Origin of the sequence: Hydrogenophaga sp., assembly GCF_051007235.1 — a bacterium.
Lineage (GTDB): Bacteria > Pseudomonadota > Gammaproteobacteria > Burkholderiales > Burkholderiaceae_C > Hydrogenophaga.
On record NZ_JBPCSJ010000286.1, the window covers coordinates 1 to 16,871 of the forward strand.

Annotated in this window: 14 protein-coding genes and 1 tRNA gene; 10 read left to right on the forward strand and 5 right to left on the reverse strand. The window is 69.9% G+C overall.

Annotation, left to right across the window (positions count from 1 at the left end):
* From ACR2JA_RS10125 to ACR2JA_RS10140, 4 genes are all read right to left on the reverse strand, one after another.
* Positions 1-231 (reverse strand): trigger factor (locus ACR2JA_RS10125; RefSeq protein WP_434008960.1); only part of this gene is annotated, 231 nt, incomplete at its 3' end.
* A gap of 69 nt (positions 232-300) precedes the next feature.
* Positions 301-387 (reverse strand) — tRNA-Leu (locus ACR2JA_RS10130).
* 62 nt (positions 388-449) lie between these two features.
* The gene (locus tag ACR2JA_RS10135) at positions 450-3,608 is read right to left on the reverse strand and encodes an efflux RND transporter permease subunit (RefSeq protein ID WP_434008961.1); all 3,159 of its coding nucleotides are present in this window, start codon (positions 3,606-3,608) and stop codon (positions 450-452) included.
* Between the two features lie 8 nt (positions 3,609-3,616).
* On the reverse strand, positions 3,617-4,729 hold the full coding sequence (locus ACR2JA_RS10140) for an efflux RND transporter periplasmic adaptor subunit (RefSeq protein WP_434008962.1): 1,113 nt from the start codon (positions 4,727-4,729) through the stop codon (positions 3,617-3,619).
* 244 nt (positions 4,730-4,973) lie between these two features.
* On the opposite strand from ACR2JA_RS10140, the gene hpnC reads away from it, so the two are divergent.
* On the forward strand, positions 4,974-5,873 hold the full coding sequence (hpnC, locus tag ACR2JA_RS10145) for a squalene synthase HpnC (RefSeq protein WP_434008963.1): 900 nt from the start codon (positions 4,974-4,976) through the stop codon (positions 5,871-5,873).
* A gap of 15 nt (positions 5,874-5,888) precedes the next feature.
* Here the strand turns inward: hpnC and ACR2JA_RS10150 are convergent, their stop codons facing one another.
* The gene (locus ACR2JA_RS10150; protein ID WP_434008964.1) at positions 5,889-6,692 is read right to left on the reverse strand and encodes a sensor histidine kinase; all 804 of its coding nucleotides are present in this window, start codon (positions 6,690-6,692) and stop codon (positions 5,889-5,891) included.
* Between the two features lie 445 nt (positions 6,693-7,137).
* Here ACR2JA_RS10150 and ACR2JA_RS10155 point away from each other — a divergent pair, with 445 nt between their 5' ends.
* The 9 genes from ACR2JA_RS10155 to ACR2JA_RS10195 all read left to right on the forward strand — a co-directional run.
* A complete protein-coding gene (locus ACR2JA_RS10155; RefSeq protein ID WP_434008965.1) occupies positions 7,138-7,845 on the forward strand; it encodes a Crp/Fnr family transcriptional regulator in 708 nt (235 codons plus the stop codon).
* 157 nt (positions 7,846-8,002) lie between these two features.
* On the forward strand, positions 8,003-9,028 hold the full coding sequence (gene bchI / locus ACR2JA_RS10160) for a magnesium chelatase ATPase subunit I (RefSeq protein ID WP_434008966.1): 1,026 nt from the start codon (positions 8,003-8,005) through the stop codon (positions 9,026-9,028).
* A gap of 52 nt (positions 9,029-9,080) precedes the next feature.
* The gene (locus ACR2JA_RS10165; RefSeq protein ID WP_434008967.1) at positions 9,081-10,904 is read left to right on the forward strand and encodes a magnesium chelatase subunit D; all 1,824 of its coding nucleotides are present in this window, start codon (positions 9,081-9,083) and stop codon (positions 10,902-10,904) included.
* Between the two features lie 5 nt (positions 10,905-10,909).
* Positions 10,910-11,830: an alpha/beta fold hydrolase BchO gene (bchO, locus tag ACR2JA_RS10170; RefSeq protein WP_434008968.1), complete on the forward strand. Its 921-nt coding sequence runs from the start codon at positions 10,910-10,912 to the stop codon at positions 11,828-11,830.
* On the forward strand, positions 11,827-13,095 hold the full coding sequence (locus tag ACR2JA_RS10175) for a Coenzyme F420 hydrogenase/dehydrogenase, beta subunit C-terminal domain (protein ID WP_434008969.1): 1,269 nt from the start codon (positions 11,827-11,829) through the stop codon (positions 13,093-13,095). Before bchO ends, ACR2JA_RS10175 begins: the two co-directional genes overlap by 4 nt.
* 345 nt (positions 13,096-13,440) lie before the next feature.
* A complete protein-coding gene (locus ACR2JA_RS10180) occupies positions 13,441-14,367 on the forward strand; it encodes a polyprenyl synthetase family protein (RefSeq protein WP_434008970.1) in 927 nt (308 codons plus the stop codon).
* Between the two features lie 19 nt (positions 14,368-14,386).
* Positions 14,387-15,586 (forward strand): methyltransferase, encoded by a 1,200-nt coding sequence (locus ACR2JA_RS10185; RefSeq protein WP_434008971.1) that lies wholly within the window; start codon positions 14,387-14,389, stop codon positions 15,584-15,586.
* A gap of 31 nt (positions 15,587-15,617) precedes the next feature.
* Positions 15,618-16,562 carry a chlorophyll synthesis pathway protein BchC gene (bchC, locus tag ACR2JA_RS10190; RefSeq protein ID WP_434008972.1) on the forward strand — a complete coding sequence of 315 codons (945 nt, stop codon included), beginning with the start codon at positions 15,618-15,620 and terminating at the stop codon, positions 16,560-16,562.
* A 1-nt stretch (position 16,563) separates the two neighbouring features.
* On the forward strand, positions 16,564-16,871 hold a 308-nt coding region (locus ACR2JA_RS10195; RefSeq protein WP_434008973.1), incomplete at its 3' end, for an AAA family ATPase.

Here is a 16,871-nt window from a genome sequence, read left to right on the forward strand (position 1 = left end):
GGCGGCAAAAGCCTCGCCCACCTTGTCGTTCATGACTTCGTAGTGCACCGAATAGCCGTACTGCTGGGCCACCACGCTCATCGGCACCTTGCCGGGACGGAAACCGTCCATCTTGACCTTGCGCGCCACTTCTTTCAGGCGCTTGGTCACCTCGTTCTGGATCACGTCGGCCGGCAGCGTCAGCGTGATCTTGCGCTCGAGCTTTTCCAGGGTTTCAACAGTCACGGTCATGGTTATCTCCAATCAGGGAAGGCGGTCGGCCACGAGGGACAACCGGTGAGGATCTGTTCGTCTGTGAGGTGGTGCGCGGGGGGGGACTCGAACCCCCACACCATTGCTGGCGTCAGGACCTAAACCTGGTGCGTCTACCAATTTCGCCACCCGCGCGCCTGACACACGGTGCCCCGAAAGGCGCCGCTGACGGCAACCTTCTATTGTAGCCGCAGGGTTCAGGCCGGCCGGCGCACGCGGAACCAGGCCGCGTACATGGCCGGCAAGGCCAGCAGTGTCAGCACAGTGGCCACGATCAGGCCACCCATGATGGCCACCGCCATCGGGCCCCAGAAGACGCTGCGCGAGAGCGGGATCATGGCCAGCACCGCCGCCGCCGCCGTCAGCACGATGGGGCGCATGCGGCGCACCGCGGCTTCGACGATCGCGTCCCAGGCCGGTACGCCGCGCGCACGGTCCTGCTCGATCTGGTCGATCAGGATCACCGAGTTGCGCTGGATCATGCCCATGAGCGCGATCACCCCCAGCAAGGCCACAAACCCGAACGGACGGCCCAGCAGCAGCAGCGCACCGGCCACACCGGCCAGGCCCAGCGGTCCGGTCAGGAACACCAGCAGCGCGCGGCTGAAGCTCTGCAGCTGCAGCATGAGCAGCGTGAACACGATGAACAGCATCACCGGCAGGCCAGCGGCGATGGACGAAGAGCCTTTGCTGCTCTCTTCCACCGAGCCCGCGACCTCGACACGGTAGCCGTTGAGGCCCTGGTTGCGCCAGCGGGCCTCGGCTTCCCGCAGCGCGGGCAGCAGCTGGCCGGTGACGGTGGCGCCCTGCAGGCCCTCGACCACGTCGCCCTGCACGGTGATGGCGTATTCGCGGTTCTCACGCCACATCACACCGGGCTCCCAGTCGAACACGGGGCGCGCGATCTGCAGCAGCGGGATGCTCTTGCCACTGGCGGTGGGCAGGTTGGCATTGGCCAGGCTGGTCAGCGCGTCGCGCTCGGCCAGCGGCTGGCGCAGCACGATGTCGATCAGTTTGTCGCCGTCGCGGTACTGGCCGATGGTGGAGCCGGCCAACAAAGTGCGCGCGGCCTGGGCGATGGACTGGCTGGAGACCCCAAGCGCACGCGCCTTGACTTGGTCCACTTCCAGCCGCAGGGCCTTGACGGACTCGTTCCAGTTGTCGTTGACCCCGCGCATGTTGGGGCTCTGGCGCAACGTGCCCTTGACCTCGTCGGCCAGGCCACGCAACACCAGCGGATCGGGGCCGACCACGCGGAACTGCACCGGGTACGGCACCGGCGGGCCGTTGGCCAGCAGCTTGACGCGACCGCGCACCTCGGGGAATTCGGTGGCCAGCAGCGCCGGCACCTGGTGGCGCAGCACCTCGCGGGCCTTGAGGTCCTGCGGCAGCAGGATCAGCTGCGACACGTTGCTCTGCGGGAAGATCTGGTCGATGGGCAAATAGAAACGCGGCACGCCCGAGCCCACCCAGGCGGTCACGCTGGTCACGCCGGGCAGCTGCGTCAGGCGTTGTTCCACGCGGCGCGTCACCTCGTTGTTGGCGGCCATGCTGGCGCCTTCGGGCAGCCAGACGTCGACCAGGATTTCCGGGCGGCTCGAATCGGGGAAGAACTGCTGCTGCACCTTGCCCATGCCCGCCATGCCCAACACGAAGGTGCCGATGGTCAGGCCGATGGTGATCCATCGGTGCTGCACACACCAGTCCACCAGAGCGCGAAAGCGCTCGTAGAAGGGGCCATCGAAAACCTCGTTGGCCGGCCAGACGTGGGGCTTGACCTTGAGCAGCCGCACGCCCAGGTAGGGCACGAACATCACGGCCACGACCCACGAAATGATGAGCGCCGCGGCGGTGACGCCAAAGATGGCAAAGGTGTACTCGCCCACGGTGGACTGGGCCATGCCGATGGGCAGGAACCCCGCCGCGGTGATCAGCGTGCCGGTCAGCATGGGCATGGCGGTCGCTTCCCAGGTGAAGGTGGCCGCCTTCATCATGGTGTAACCCTCTTCGAGTTTGCGCACCATCATTTCCACCGCGATGATGGCGTCGTCCACCAGCAGGCCCAGCGCAATGATGAGCGAGCCCAGCGAGATCTTGTGCAGGCCTATGCCCCAGTAGCGCATGACCAGGAAGGTGATGGCCAGCACCAGCGGGATGGTGACGAACACCACCAGACCGGGCCGCACGTCGAGGATGTAGCGGCGCAGACCGCGCCCGCCCTCGCGCTTGTGCAAGCCCAGCGCCAGGAAGCTCACCGCCAGCACGATCACCACCGCCTCGATCAGCACCTTGACGAATTCGTTGACCGACCGGCTCACCGCGGCCGGCTGGTCCTGCACCTGCACCAGTCGCATGCCCGCGGGCAAGGTACGCTCGATGTCGGTCATCGCGGTGGTCAGGGCTTTGCCCAAGGCGATGATGTCGCCGCCCTTGGCCATGGAGATGCCCAGCGCGATGCTGTCCTGGCCGTTGTGGCGCACCAGGGTTTGCGCCGGATCGGCGTAGCCCAGACCGATCTGGGCGATGTCGCCCAGGCGGATTTGCGTGCCGTTGCCCGCTCGGATCGGCATGGCGCGCAGTTGCTCCACCGAGTTGAAAGCGCCCCCCACGCGCACCTGCACCACGTCGTGCGGCGCCTGCACCGCGCCTGCGGATTCCAGCGCGTTCTGCTGGCCCAGCGCGGCCAGCACCTGCGGCATGTCCAGGCCCAGTGTGGCCAGGCGCTTGTGCGAAATCTCGACGTACAGCTTCTCGTCCTGCGCGCCAAACAGCTCGACCTTGTTGACGTCTTTGACGCGCAGCAGCTGCTGGCGCACGTCATCGGCCACTGCTTTGCGTTCGGCCGGTGTGAAGCCCTCGCCCTGCAGGGCGTAGATGACCCCGAACACATCGCCAAATTCGTCGTTGTAGAACGGGCCCACCACCCCTTGCGGCAGGGTGGCGCGCATGTCGCCGATCTTCTTGCGCACCGTGTACCAGGCCTGCGGCACATCCGCGGGTTTGGACGCGTCCTTGATCTGGAAAATGATCAGCGTCTCCCCTGGCTTGGAGTAGCTGCGGATCTTGTCGGCGTAGGGCACTTCCTGCAGGGTCTTTTCCAGCCGGTCGGCCACCTGTTCCGACATTTGCTGCGCCGTGGCACCGGGCCAGTAGGCCCGCACCACCATGGCCCGGAAAGTGAACGGCGGATCTTCGTCCTGCCCGAGCTGGAAGTAGGCCGCCACGCCCAGCACCATGAGCACGATCATCAGGTAGCGGGTGAAGGCCTGGTGGTCCAGCGCCCACTGCGAGAGGTTCATCCGCTCGATCCAGGAAGACGGCCCGCCCGTCGGGGCATGGGAAGCGTTGTGTTGCATGCTGGGCCTCAGTTCGCGGACGGGGCCGCCGCGGCGAAGCGGGTGACCTTCTGGCCGGCCGTGAGCACATGCACGCCAGCGGCCACCACCTCTTCGCCGGCCTTCAATCCAGAGGCGACCAGCATGTCGTTGCCGTCGGCGCCGGCCAGTTGCACCGTGCGCGGCTGCACCGTGCTGGTGGCGGGGTCGAACACCCAGACCGAGGTGCCGCCCTGGGCACCGGCCGCCCGCATCAGCGCGCTGGTGGGCAGTTTGACGGCCGGCACACCGGTGCCGCTGCCGGCCAGGGACACATAGGCTGTGGCACCGAGCGGGACGACGGCATCGGCCGGCAAGGCCAGCTTGACCTGGTAGGTGCGCGTGACCGGATCGGCGCTGGCCGCCACCTCGCGCACGGTGCCGCTCAGTGCCCCGGCGGCCGGGCCGCCCTGCGCCGCAGCCCACAGGCGCACCTGCGCGGTGGCGCCTGGTTTCACCGATGCCAGCCGGTCTTCGGGCACGGCGAACACCACGTCGCGCGCGCCGTCGCGCGCCAGGCGCACCACCGGCGTGCCGGCGGCCACCACCTGGCCCACCTCGGCATCCACCGCCACCACCACGCCGGCCGCGTCGGCCAGCAAGCGGGTGTAACCAGCCTGGTTACCCTGCACCGCACCCTGGGCACGCGCCTGGCGCAGGCTCGCATCGGCCGCGTCCAGGGCGGCCTGGCGGCGCTCCAGCTCGGCACCGCTGATGAAGCCCTGCGCCTTGAGCTCGGCAAACCGCTTGAGGTCGGCCGCGGCCAGGTCGCGCTGCGTCTGCGCGGCGCTCACCTGGGCCTGCGCCGCCTGGCTGGCGAGCCCCAGGTCGGTGGCGTCCAGCTGGGCCAGCAGCTGACCGGCCTGCACCCGCTGGCCCACCTCGGCCGGGCGTTGCACCAGCTTGCCGCCGACACGAAAGCCCAGCCGCGACTCGACACGGGCCTTCACCTCACCGGCGTATTCCTGCTGCGCACCGACAGCCGACGCGTTGACAGTCATCAGCTTGACGGCGCGGATCGGCTCCTGCGGCGCCTCGGTTTTAGAACAGGCCGCCAGCAACAGCGACAGCATCGAAACCAGCAGGATGGAAGGGTGTTTCATGGCTTGAACAGAAGAACGGCCGGCGAAGGCGGGGTTTGGATGGACCCACAATAGGCAACCGGTGCGGTGACGGAGCGCCTTGTGAAAGGCGTCTCCTGGCAACCGATCAAATTAATGACCAACCGGTTAGTAAGCAAAATTGTAGTGCAATCCGTGTCGGACGCTTGGTCCGGCCGCGGCGCCACGGCAACCGTGTGGGCCTTGCAGGTTCGCACCGGCCCACCCGCCACCCCATACCCCGCTCATGAAGCCCCACGTCCACCAGTCCCCGCCACTTGTATCGCCGCCGCTGGCGCCGTTGTCCGCGGGCGTGGGGCATTACGAGAACTTCCCGGTCGCCTCATGGCTGTGCCCGCCGGCCCTGCGCCCGGCGGTGATCGCGCTGTACCACTTCGCACGCTCGGCCGACGACCTGGCCGACGAAGGCGACCTGGACACCACCGAGCGCCTGGCGCAACTGGCCGCCTACCGCCGGGCGCTGGACCAGTGCCTGGCGGGCGAACCCGCCGCATCCGCCTGGCCCGGGGTGTTTGGCCCGCTGACCCAGGCGGTGCGCGCACACGCCCTGCCTGCGCCGCTGCTGCACGACCTGATCAGCGCGTTTGAACAGGACGTGCGCCACACCGCGGCCGGGCATGTGTACGCCGACACCGCCGAGCTGCTGGCCTACTGCCGCCTCTCGGCCAACCCGGTGGGGCGGCTGCTGCTGCACCTGTACGGCATCGCGGACGCGCCCTCGCTCGCACAGAGCGACGCGGTGTGCAGCGCGCTGCAGCTGATCAACTTCTGGCAGGACATTTCGGTGGACCACGCCCGCGGGCGCCACTACCTGCCGGCCGACGCGCTCGCCCGCCATGACCTGACCCTGGGCGACTTTGCCGGGCTGGGCGAGCCCAAGGTGCAGGCGCGTTGCCAGGCGCTGGTGGCCGAGCTGTGCGCACAGGCCCAGGCGCTGATGCTGCAAGGCGCGCCGCTGGCGCAGCGCATCCCGGGCCGGGCTGGCTGGGAACTGCGGCTGGTGGTGCAGGGTGGACTGCGCATCCTGGAAAAAATCGCCGCCACCGGTCACCGCAGCTGGCTGCAGCGGCCCACCGTGGGCAAGGCAGACGTGCCCCTGCTGCTGTGGCGCGCGCTGGTGCGCTGACGCGCCGCCAGCCGCTCAGCCCGCGTCGGCCGGCAGGCTGAAGCCGAAGCTGGCGCCGTGTCCCGGGCGCGCCGTGGCCCAGACGCGTCCGCCATGGCACTCCACGATGCGCCGCACCATGGCCAGGCCCACACCCAGACCTGGCGCTGGCCCACCCTGGGCACGCTGGAACAGGCCGAACAGCTCGGCCGCCTTTTCGGGCTCGAAGCCCAGGCCGTTGTCGTGCACGAAATAGGCGTGGCCGCCCGGCACCGCCTCGTAGCAGATGTCGATGCGCGGCTGGCCGTGGCTGCGCGCGTGGCGCCAGGCGTTGTCCAGCAACTCCTGCCAGACGCGGCGCAGCAAGGCGGCATCGGCCTGGGCCGGCGGCAGTTCGGTGGCGACGACGCAGGCCACCCGGGCGCCGCGGGAGCCTTCATCCAGTTCGCGGATGATCGCGCGCACCACATCGCTGGTGTTCACCGGCCGTAACTGCAAATCCTCGGCCTGCAGGCGGGCCAGGGCCGACACAGATTCCATCAGGTGCTGCAGGCGCCGGCTGGAATCGAGCACCTTGTGCGCCAGGCGGGACGCCTGCTCGGGCTGATTGGCGTAGGCCGGTTCGGTCAAGAGCTGGGCATAGCTGGCCACATGGCGCAGCGAGGTGCGCAAATCGTGCGCCAGGGCGTGTGAGATGTCGCGCAGGGTCTGCTCGGCCGAAGCCAGCCGTGCGGCCAGCGGCGCGTCGACCGGCGCCCCGGCCAGACCGGGACCGGATTCGGGCGCCTGGGGATCGGCGCGCAGCGCCAGCGGATGCTGAAAATCGCGTGGGGACGGCATGAAAAAACTCGTGAACGAATGCGAAAAGCTGACTCCCAGGCGAATTCGCAACACTAACGGCAGATCGCGTGTAGTCCTTTGTACACGCTTGTGATTTATTCACATCTTGCACCGATATCAGCGCCGAATGTGACGCCGTTTGCAGTCAGTCCCGCTTGACACCGTCTTGCTGTGGCAAACCGTCCACATGCATCCACCCGCCTCCCCAGACACGCCGACGCCGTTCCCACCCCACCCTGGCCCGACCTGGCACAAGACGCACGGCGCCGGCGCGCGCACCGATGTGCAGAACACCACGAAAGACGCGGCCCCAGGGCTACAGAAGCCGGCGTTTGCGCCGAACACACAGCGGAAACGTCCTGTGGGCGATCGCATCCTCCGCGGCGAAGCCACAGCCGGCCCGACCGCGCCCCACACCCAGCGCCCCGCTTCTTCAGTGCCACCCATGCCCGCTGCCCCGCCCACCGACCACGTCCAGCGCTGCCAGCTGTGCGCGGCTCGCCTGACCTGCCTGATCGGCCGGCTGCCACCGGCCCAGCAAGAACGGCTGGACCCGATGCTGCGCGAACTGGGTTTCCGCAAAGGCGAGGTCTTGCAGTCGGAAGGCATCGCTGCTGGCGTGGTGCGAACCGTCAAGCTGGGCACCGTCATGCTCACCCGCACCGGGCCCGACGGCGCACAGCACCCCGTGGCCATGGTGGGCCGGGGCCACCTGCTGGGCATGTGGGGACTGCTGGGCAAACCCACCCAGGTCGGTGCGCAAGCCTTGTCGGCCGGGCGAGTGTGCGAAATGCCGGTGGCCGCTCTGCGCCACACCCTGCACCAGGACGCGGCCCTGCTGGACATCCTGCACCACCACATGGCGAACGCCTTTTCCCTTCTGGCGGACTGGAGCCAGGTCATGCGGCTGCGCGGCCTGCCGCGGCAGTTGGCGGCCTCTCTGCTGCTGCTGGCGCAACAACAGGGCACCCGCACGGTGCTGCTGCCGAGCCAGGTGGCGCTGGCAGCGCTGCTGTCCACTTCGCGCGAATCGGTGGCACGCACGCTGGCACGGCTGGAACTCGACGGTCATGTGCGCCGCATCGACCGGTGGCACGCGGAGCTCGGCGCTGACCTCCCAGCGGTTTTCGAGAAAACGGAAAAATCGCCCTGACCCTCGGTTGGATCGCCCCATGTTGGTGCAAAAAGACACCGAATGCCGCCCCGGCGAGCTAGAAACACAAGCCTTGTGGACGGAGTGTCATTATTTAATGACATGACCAGATGTCATAAACACCGCAAAAAAGTGGGTCTGTGCCATACTGAAATCCATGGCACAAGCATTCCCCTTCTCCGCGATCGTGGGTCAGGACGAGATGAAAACGGCGATCCTGATCGCCGCCATCGACCCGAGCATCGGCGGGGTGCTGGTGCTGGGCGACCGCGGCACCGGCAAATCGACCGCGGTGCGCGGCCTGGCCGCGCTGCTGCCCAAGATCAAGGCCGTGACCGGCTGCCGTTACGGCTGCGATCCGGCCGACGGCGCCGCGCGCTGTGCCGACTGTGCCACCCTGCGGCCCGCGGGCACGGTAGCCAAATCGCACCTGATCTCCGTGCCGGTGGTGGACCTGCCGCTGGGTGCCACCGAAGACCGCGTGGTCGGCGCACTCGATCTGGAGCGCGCGCTGTCACAAGGTGTCAAAGCCTTTGAGCCCGGCCTGCTGGCCCAGGCCAACCGCGGCTTTCTTTATATAGATGAGGTCAACCTGCTGGAAGACCACCTGGTGGACCTGCTGATCGACGTCGCCGCCTCGGGCGAAAACGTGGTGGAACGCGAAGGTCTGTCGGTGCGCCACCCCGCGCGCTTCGTGCTGGTGGGCAGCGGCAACCCGGAAGAAGGCGAGTTGCGTCCGCAGCTGCTGGACCGGTTCGGCCTGTCGGTGGAGGTCAAAACGCCCGACCAACTGGCCGAGCGGGTCGAGGTGGTGAAGCGCCGCGACGCCTTCGAACAGGACCGCGACGCCTTCACCGCACAGTGGAAGAAGGAAGACGAACGCATCCGCCGCAAGCTGGTGGCGGCGCGCACCCGCCTGCCGGATGTCGCCATCCCGGACGCGGCCCGCGAACGCGCCGCCGCCCTGTGCATGGCCCTGAGCACCGACGGCCTGCGCGGTGACCTGACCCTGATTCGCGCCGCGCGCGCGCTGGCCGCGCTGCAGGGCGACGCCACCGTGGGCGACGCCCACTTGCGCCGCATCGCCGGCCCGGCCTTGCGCCACCGCCTGCGCCGCAACCCGCTGGACAACGCGGGATCGAGCGCGCGCGTGGAGCGGGCGGTGAATGAGCTGTTGAAGTGACCCCCGGCGCTGCTTCTCGCGGTGTGGACGGCGCTCCGGCAAAGCGGTTGGCATGACATCCCATCAGCCCCCCGGCCTCGGTGCCCGTGCGGCGCTCGCGGCGGCGTTGCTGGCAGTGGACCCGGTCGGCCTTGGGGGTGCGGCCTTGCGCGCGGCGCCCGGCCCGCTGCGCGACGAATGGCTTGCGCTGCTGCGCAATCTGCTTCCTGAATCGACGCCGTTTCTGCGCGTGCCCCTCAGCGCGGGCGACACCGCACTGCTCGGTGGGCTGGACCTGTCGGCCACGCTGCACGCGGGCCGTCCGGTGGCGCAGCGCGGACTGCTGGCGCGGGCCGACGGCGGTTTTCTGCTGCTGGCCATGGCCGAGCGGTTGGGTGCGGGCGTGGCCTCGCACCTGGCCGCCGCGCTCGACACGCACCAGGTGGCGCTGGAGCGCGACGGCCTGACCGAGCGTTGCCCGGCTCGGCTGGCGGTGGTGGCGCTGGACGAAGGCGCCAGCGACGAAGAGCGCATGCCCGCCGCCCTGCTCGACCGGCTGGCCTTTCACCTGCTGCTGGACCCGGCGACCGACGGTGATGAAGCCGTTCACTGGGCGGCGCAGGATATTCAGGAGGCCCGCGAGCGGCTGTCGCAGGTGAGCGTGCCGGACGCCGTGTTGCAAAGCCTGTGCGGCGCGTCGCTGGTGTGGGGTGTCGATTCGCTGCGCGCGCCGCTGCTGGCCCTGCGCGCCGCCCGCGCCGCCGCCGCCCTGGCGGGGCTGGACGCGGTGGACGAAAGCCACGCCACCTTGGCGGCCAGCCTGGTGCTGGCGCCGCGCGCCACCCGCATGCCCAGCGCCGAGCCGCCAGCGGATGCCGAGCCACCCGTCGACGAACCCTCTCCACCAGAAGCGCAACACGCGGACGCAGAGCCGCCGCAGGACCAGCCGCCCGCCGAACCACCGGGCGACGACACCGCCGCCGAACCGCCCCCCGACCCGGACGCCAGCCCGCAGGCCATGGAAGACCGGCTGGTCGAGGCCGTGCGCGCCGCCATTCCGGCCGGACTGCTGGCCGCGCTGCAGTTGGGCCAGGAACGGCAGGCCCGCGCGTCCGCAGCCGGTCGTTCGGGCGCCGCCATGAAGCACCAGCACCGGGGCCGCCCGGTGGGCACGCGGCGCGGCGAGCCCCGCTCCGGTGCGCGCCTGAACGTGCTCGACACCCTGCGCGCGGCAGCGCCCTGGCAGCGGCTGCGCCAGCAGGTCAGCCCCGGGCCCACACGCATCCAGGTGCGGCGCGAAGATTTCCACATCGTGCGCTACCGCCAGCACCGCCCCACCACCACCGTGTTCGTTGTGGACGCCTCGGGCTCGGCCGCACTGCACAGGCTGGCCGAGGCCAAGGGTGCGGTGGAGCTGCTGCTGGCCGAGTGTTATGTGCGGCGCGACCGCGTGGCCGTGATCGCCTTCCGCGGCCCGGGCACCGAGCTGCTGCTGCCCCCCACACGTTCACTCGCGCGCGCCAAGCGCAGCCTGAGCGCACTGCCCGGCGGCGGCGGCACGCCGCTGGCCTCGGGCATCGAGGCGGCGGGTGAGCTGGCCGCGCAATTGGCGCGCCAGGGCGACACGCCCATCGTGGTGCTGCTGACCGACGGCCGCGCCAACATCGCCCGCAGCGGCGCGCCCGGCCGAGCGGCCGCCACCGACGATGCGCTGGCCGCCGCACAGGCGTTTCGCCTCGGCGGCACCAGCGCGCTGCTGATCGACACCTCGCCCCAGCCCAGCGAGGCCGCGCAGACGCTGGCGCAGACCATGGGCGCAGCCTATGTGCCGCTGCCACACGCCGGGGCAGAGGGGCTGTCGCGCGCCGTGCAACTGGCGTCAAAACCTGCGCGCTGAACGCCATGGTCCGCCCGCTCGACTGGCAACGGGACGGCCCACAGTGGCCGCACCATGAGCACAGCCGCTTTGTGCAGGCCGGTGGCCTGCACTGGCACGTGCAGCGCTTTGACGGTCCGGATGCGGCTGCGCCCTGGGCGCTGCTGCTGCACGGCACCGGCGCCTCCACCCACTCTTGGCGGGCACTGGCGCCCCTGCTGGCCACGCACTTCAACCTGATCACGCTGGACCTGCCCGGCCACGCCTTCACCGGCCTGCCCCCGGGTGGCGCGGGCGCGCCGCAGCTCTCGCTGCCCGGCATGGCGCGCGCGGTGCACGGCCTGCTGCAGAAGCTGGGCTGCACACCCGCCCTGGTGGTGGGCCATTCGGCGGGGGCGGCGGTGGCGCTCCGCATGGCCCTGGACGGGCTGATCCATCCCCGGCTGCTGGTGGGCCTGAACGCCGCGCTGCTGCCGCTGGGCGGTCTGGCGGGCCAGTTGTTCGCCCCGGCGGCCAAGCTCATGGCCTCGGCGCCGTTTGTGCCACGCCTGTTCGCCTGGCACGCCCAAACACCCGCGGCCTTGCAGCGCCTGCTGGACAGCACCGGGTCCACACTGGACCGGGAAGGCACCGAGTTGTACCGCCGCCTCGTGGCCAGCCCCGATCACGCGGCAGGCGCGCTGGGCATGATGGCCAACTGGGACCTGGACAGCTTCGCCCGTGACCTGCCCCGCCTTGCGGTGCCGCTGCTGTTGATCGTCGGCGACCAGGACCGCACCGTGCCACCCGCCCAAAGTGAGCAGGTGCTGCAACGCTTGTCGCCCGCCGCGCAAGCCCGCTGCACCCACCTGCCCGGACTGGGCCACCTGGCGCACGAAGAGCAACCTGCGCTGGTGGCCGGTCACATCGTGAAGGCCTATGAAGACGCGCAGGTGGTCACCACATGACAAGCCCCTCGGCACCCCTCTGGACACCGGTGTTGCCCGACGCGCCCGAGCGCCATTTCTGCACCGACTGCGGCCTCTCGCGCACCGCCAACCCCAAGCGCTGCGGCCAGGCCTGCCAGTTCATCCACCCCGACTACCCCGCGCTGGAAGCCCGGGTGCATGGCCGCGCGCGGCGCCTGTCAGGCCCGGGTGAAGGCGGCCAACATGGCGATGACGAGCTGTTCTTCGGCCCTTTCCGCGAGATGCTGCAGGCCCGCCTGAAGCAGCCGCTGGCCGGCGCACAGTGGACCGGCATCACCACCCGCATCGCGCAGAAGCTGCTGGAGGCCGGCGAGGTGGACGCGGTGATCGCCGTGGCGCCGCACCCGAACGACCCCTGGCGCCCGCTGCCGGTGCTGGTGACGCGGCCCGAAGACATGGCGCGCTGCCGCGGCATGCGCATGGGCTATGCACCGCTGGTCGCGCTGGTCGAACCCGCGCTGGCGATGGGCCACAAAAGGCTGGCGGTGATCGGCATCCCGTGCCAGATCTACGCGCTGCGCGCCATCCAGCCCGAGCTGGAACGCGAGCAGGGCTTGCAGAAGCTGGTCGTGATCGGCACGCCCTGCTCCGACAACACCACCACCGAACGTTTCCACCAGTTCCTGGCGCTGGTCTCGCCCCGGCCGCAGGACGTGACCTACCTCGAATTCCGCGCCGACTACCACGTCGAGATCCGCATGAAAGACGGCGCGGTGCGCGAGATACCGTTCCTGCAATTGCCGCTGTCCACGCTGCCGCCCGACTTTTTCCCCATGACCTGCCGCACCTGCGTGGACTACACCAACGTGCTGTCCGACATCACCGTGGGCTACATGGGCGGCCGGGGCGAGCAGTGGCTGCTGGTGCGCAACGCCCAGGGCCAAGCTGTGCTGGAGCTGCTGGGCGATGAAGTGGCCACGCAGGCGCCGGGCAGCGCGGGCCAGCGCGCGGGGGCGGTCAAGGGGTTTCTGAAGAACGTGGAACGCGCGGCCGGTGGCTTGCCGCTGCGCAAGATGCCCGACTGGCTGCGCCCCATCGTGGGCTGGCTCATGCCCCGCGTGGGGCCGCGCGGGCTGGAGTTCGCGCGGGCGCGGGTGGAGATGAAGGCGTTGGAGACCATGGTCCACCTGCAGCGCGAAGCCCCGGCGCGCATGAAAACCATGGTGCCCGAGCACGTGGTGCACCTGGTGCGGCCGTATGGCCTGCCCCGGTCGGCGGCGGCCAAAGACGCTGCGGCGCCCTGAACACCGCAGGTCAGGCCGTTCGATCGAACGGTCCCGGTGCGCAGGCGCGGTCGCCTTCCCACCAGACCACCCAACGCCGCAGGCGCAGCCACCACGCTCCAGCCTGACTGGCGCCAGCGGACGCGGAATGAAAAAACGCATTCCCGGACCGCCTACCCCGCCCACCCAGCCCACACGCCGACGGTGGCCACGGGCCATCCACCCCAAGGTGCCCCAAAACAAAGGGTTTACCCGCGCATTCGGTGAAAAACAGTCACTTTCAATTGACAGAACAAAGTGTCATGTTAAATTGACACCCGTGACTGTCGCATGTTGATGACAGTCACGGCACTCGCCGAGGGGCCCATGGACATGATGTCACGCGTACAGCGCGCGCTGGACCAGCAACTGGCCCTCGCGCACAGCCCCAGCGCCCCGCCACGGCTCATCGCCGCCCTGCGGCACGCCGTGTTCCCCGGTGGCGCACGCATCCGTCCCCAGCTGTGCCTCGCCGTGGCCCAGGCCTGCGGTGAAGACGCACCCGAGCTCACCGACGCCGCCGCGGTCGCCATCGAGTTGCTGCATTGCGCCTCGCTGGTGCACGACGACATGCCCTGCTTCGACGACGCCGACACCCGGCGCGGCCAGCCCACGGTGCACAAGCTCCACGGGGAACCGCTGGCCCTGCTCTGCGGCGACGGCCTCATCGTGATGGCTTTCCAGGCCCTGGCCCGCGCGGGTGCGCACCACCCGCAACGCCTGGCCGGCCTCATCGCCACCGTGTGCACCGGCACCGGTGCACCCGACGGCATCGTGGCCGGGCAGGCCTGGGAATGTGAACCCCGCGCGTCGCTGAGCCGCTACCAGCGAGCCAAGACCGGCGCCCTGTTCGTCGCGTCCACCTGCGCCGGGGCACAAGCGGCCGGCGCCGACCCCAGCGCCTGGCGCGCCCTGGGCGAATGCCTGGGCGAGGCCTACCAGGTGGCCGATGACATCCGCGACGTGATGCTGGGCAGCGACGAGCTGGGCAAGCCCGCCGGCCAGGACGCTCAGCACCACCGGCCCAGTGCCGCGGCCGACCTGGGCCTGGTGGGCGCGGTCGACTATTTCCGCGGCCTCATGCAGCAGGCGGTGGACGCCATCCCCGACTGCCCGAGCCGCACCGCCATGCGCCACCTGGTGTGGCAAGAGTCCGAACGCCTGATGCCGCAAAGCACCTGCGACCGCATCCACCGCGAATACCCGCAGCACCGCCCCGCCGCCGTGGTGGCACCGCGCGGCGCGCTGGCCTGAGCGACCGCGAGGAACTCCCATGAGCACCCTGCCCACACCCCACCCGCTGCCGGCCTTCGACGCCCAGCCCTCGTGGCGGGAACGGCTGGCCGCCCGCATCGACCGGTGGTCCACCAGCCCGGGCCTGTACCGCTGGGCGCTGTCGTGGCCGCTGTCGCGCTGGGTGGTGCGTCGCCGCTCGGCCCGGCTGTTCGAGCTGATGGCCGGCTTCGTGCACACGCAGGTGCTGCTGGCCTGTGTGCGCCTGCGCCTGCTGGAAACCCTGCTGGACGCGCCGCGCACGCTGGACCAGCTGGTCGCCCAGACCGGCCTGCCCCGCGCCGGCCTGCAACGCCTGCTCGACTCCGCTGTCTCCATGCGCCTGGTGGACCGCCGCAGCGGTGGCCGCTACGGCCTGGGTGCGCTCGGCGCCCCGGTGGCGGCACACGAAGGCATCCGCGACATGGTGGAGCACAACGCCACCCTGTACGACGACATGCGCGATCCCCTGGCCCTGCTGCGCGACCCTGGCCAGGCGGGCATGCACACCTACTGGCCGTACACGCCCAACCAGGCCAGCGTTCAGGCCGCGCCGCCCGCCACATTCACCCGCTACTCGGCGCTCATGGCCACCTCGCAACGCTTTGTGATCGACGAGCTGCTGACCGCCTACCCGTTTGCCGACCACCGCCGCGTGCTCGACGTGGGCGGCGGCATGGGCGGCTGGGTCAGCGCGCTGGCGCAACGCCACACCCACCTGCAGTGCGACCTGTTCGACCTGCCACCGGTGGCCGCACTGGCCCAGGACCACGTGCACCGCCAGGGACTGGGCGGACGCATCACCACCCACGGCGGCAGCTTCACGGCCGACCCGCTGCCCACCGGCGCCGACCTGGTGACGCTGGTGCGCGTGGCACACGACCACGCCGACGACACCGTGCTGCACCTGCTGCGCGCCATCCACACGGCGCTGCCCATGGGCGGCACCCTGCTGCTGGCCGAACCCATGGCGCAGAGCGGGGGCCAGAGCCCCAGCGACCCGTACTTCCACTTCTACCTGATGGCCATGGGCTCCGGCCAGCTGCGCACCCCCCAGGCCCTGATGGCGCTGATGGAGACCGCCGGCTTCACCCACATCGAGCTGGCACCCAACCCCATGCCGCTGCATGCGCAGATTCTGGTGGGCCGCAAGTCCAGGGCGCTGTCCCCGGACCCTGAAGCCACCACCCGTCTGCACTGACACCCCGCCACACACCCCACGGATGTCCACCATGCAAGCCCAAGCCATTGTGTTCCAGAGCCCCTGCCAGCTGTCGGTGCAGACGCTGGCGCTGCGCCCCATGGCCGACGGCGACGTGGAGGTGCAGGTGCAGTACAGCGGCATCAGTACCGGCACCGAGCGCCTGCTCTGGGACGGCAGCATGCCGCCCTTCCCCGGCATGGGCTACCCGCTGGTGCCCGGCTACGAAACGGTGGGCCATGTGGTGCGCACCCAGGGCCCGTGCCAGCTGGCCATCGGCGACCGGGTGTTCGTGCCCGGCTCCTACAGCTTCGAAGGCGTGCACAACCTGTTCGGCGGCGCCGGCTCGCGCCTGGTGGTGCCCGAGAGCCGCGTGGTGAAGGTGCACAACGACAACGCCAACGCGGTGCTGCTGGCGCTGGCCGCCACCGCGTACCACACCGTCACCTACGGCGGCACCCGCGACCCCGACACCCCACCCGACCTGATCGTCGGCCACGGCGTCATGGGCCGGCTGCTGGCCCGCCTGACGGTGGCCGCCGGTGCCCCGGCCCCGGTGGTCTGGGAAACCCAGGCGCTGCGCCAGGCCGGCGGCGAAGGCTACAGCGTGGTCCACCCGGACGACGACGACCGCAAGAACTACCGCGCGATCTACGACGTCAGCGGCGACGCGCAGATCCTGCACAAAGTCATCCCGCGGCTGGACAAGGGCGGCGAAGTGGTGCTGGCGGGCTTCTACCACCAGGACATCTCGTTCGCCTACGCGCCCGCTTTCATGCGCGAAGCCAGCATCCGCGTCGCCGCCGAATGGAAGCGCGCCGACCTGCTGGCCGTCACCGAACTGGTGAACACCGGACGCCTGTCGCTCGACGACCTGATCACCCACACCCACACGCCGGCGCAAGCGCGGGATGCCTACGAGGTCGCCTTCGGCGATCCCCACTGTCTGAAGATGGTCCTCGACTGGAGTCATTGAGATGAACGCACCCGACATCAAGAGCCACCCCATCCACTTCCAGGCGCAGCTGCGCCAGGAGGCCGCCATCGAACCCGATCGGGTGCACACCGGCGAAGTCAAGAAAGAGACCCAGATCATCGCGATCTACGGCAAGGGCGGCATCGGCAAGAGCTTCACGCTCGCCAACCTCAGCTACATGATGGCCCAGCAGGGCAAGAAGGTGCTGCTGATCGGCTGCGATCCCAAGAGCGACACCACCAGCCTGCTGTTCGGCGGCCGCGCCTGCCCGACCATCATCGAAACCTCGTCGAAGAAAAAACTCGCGGG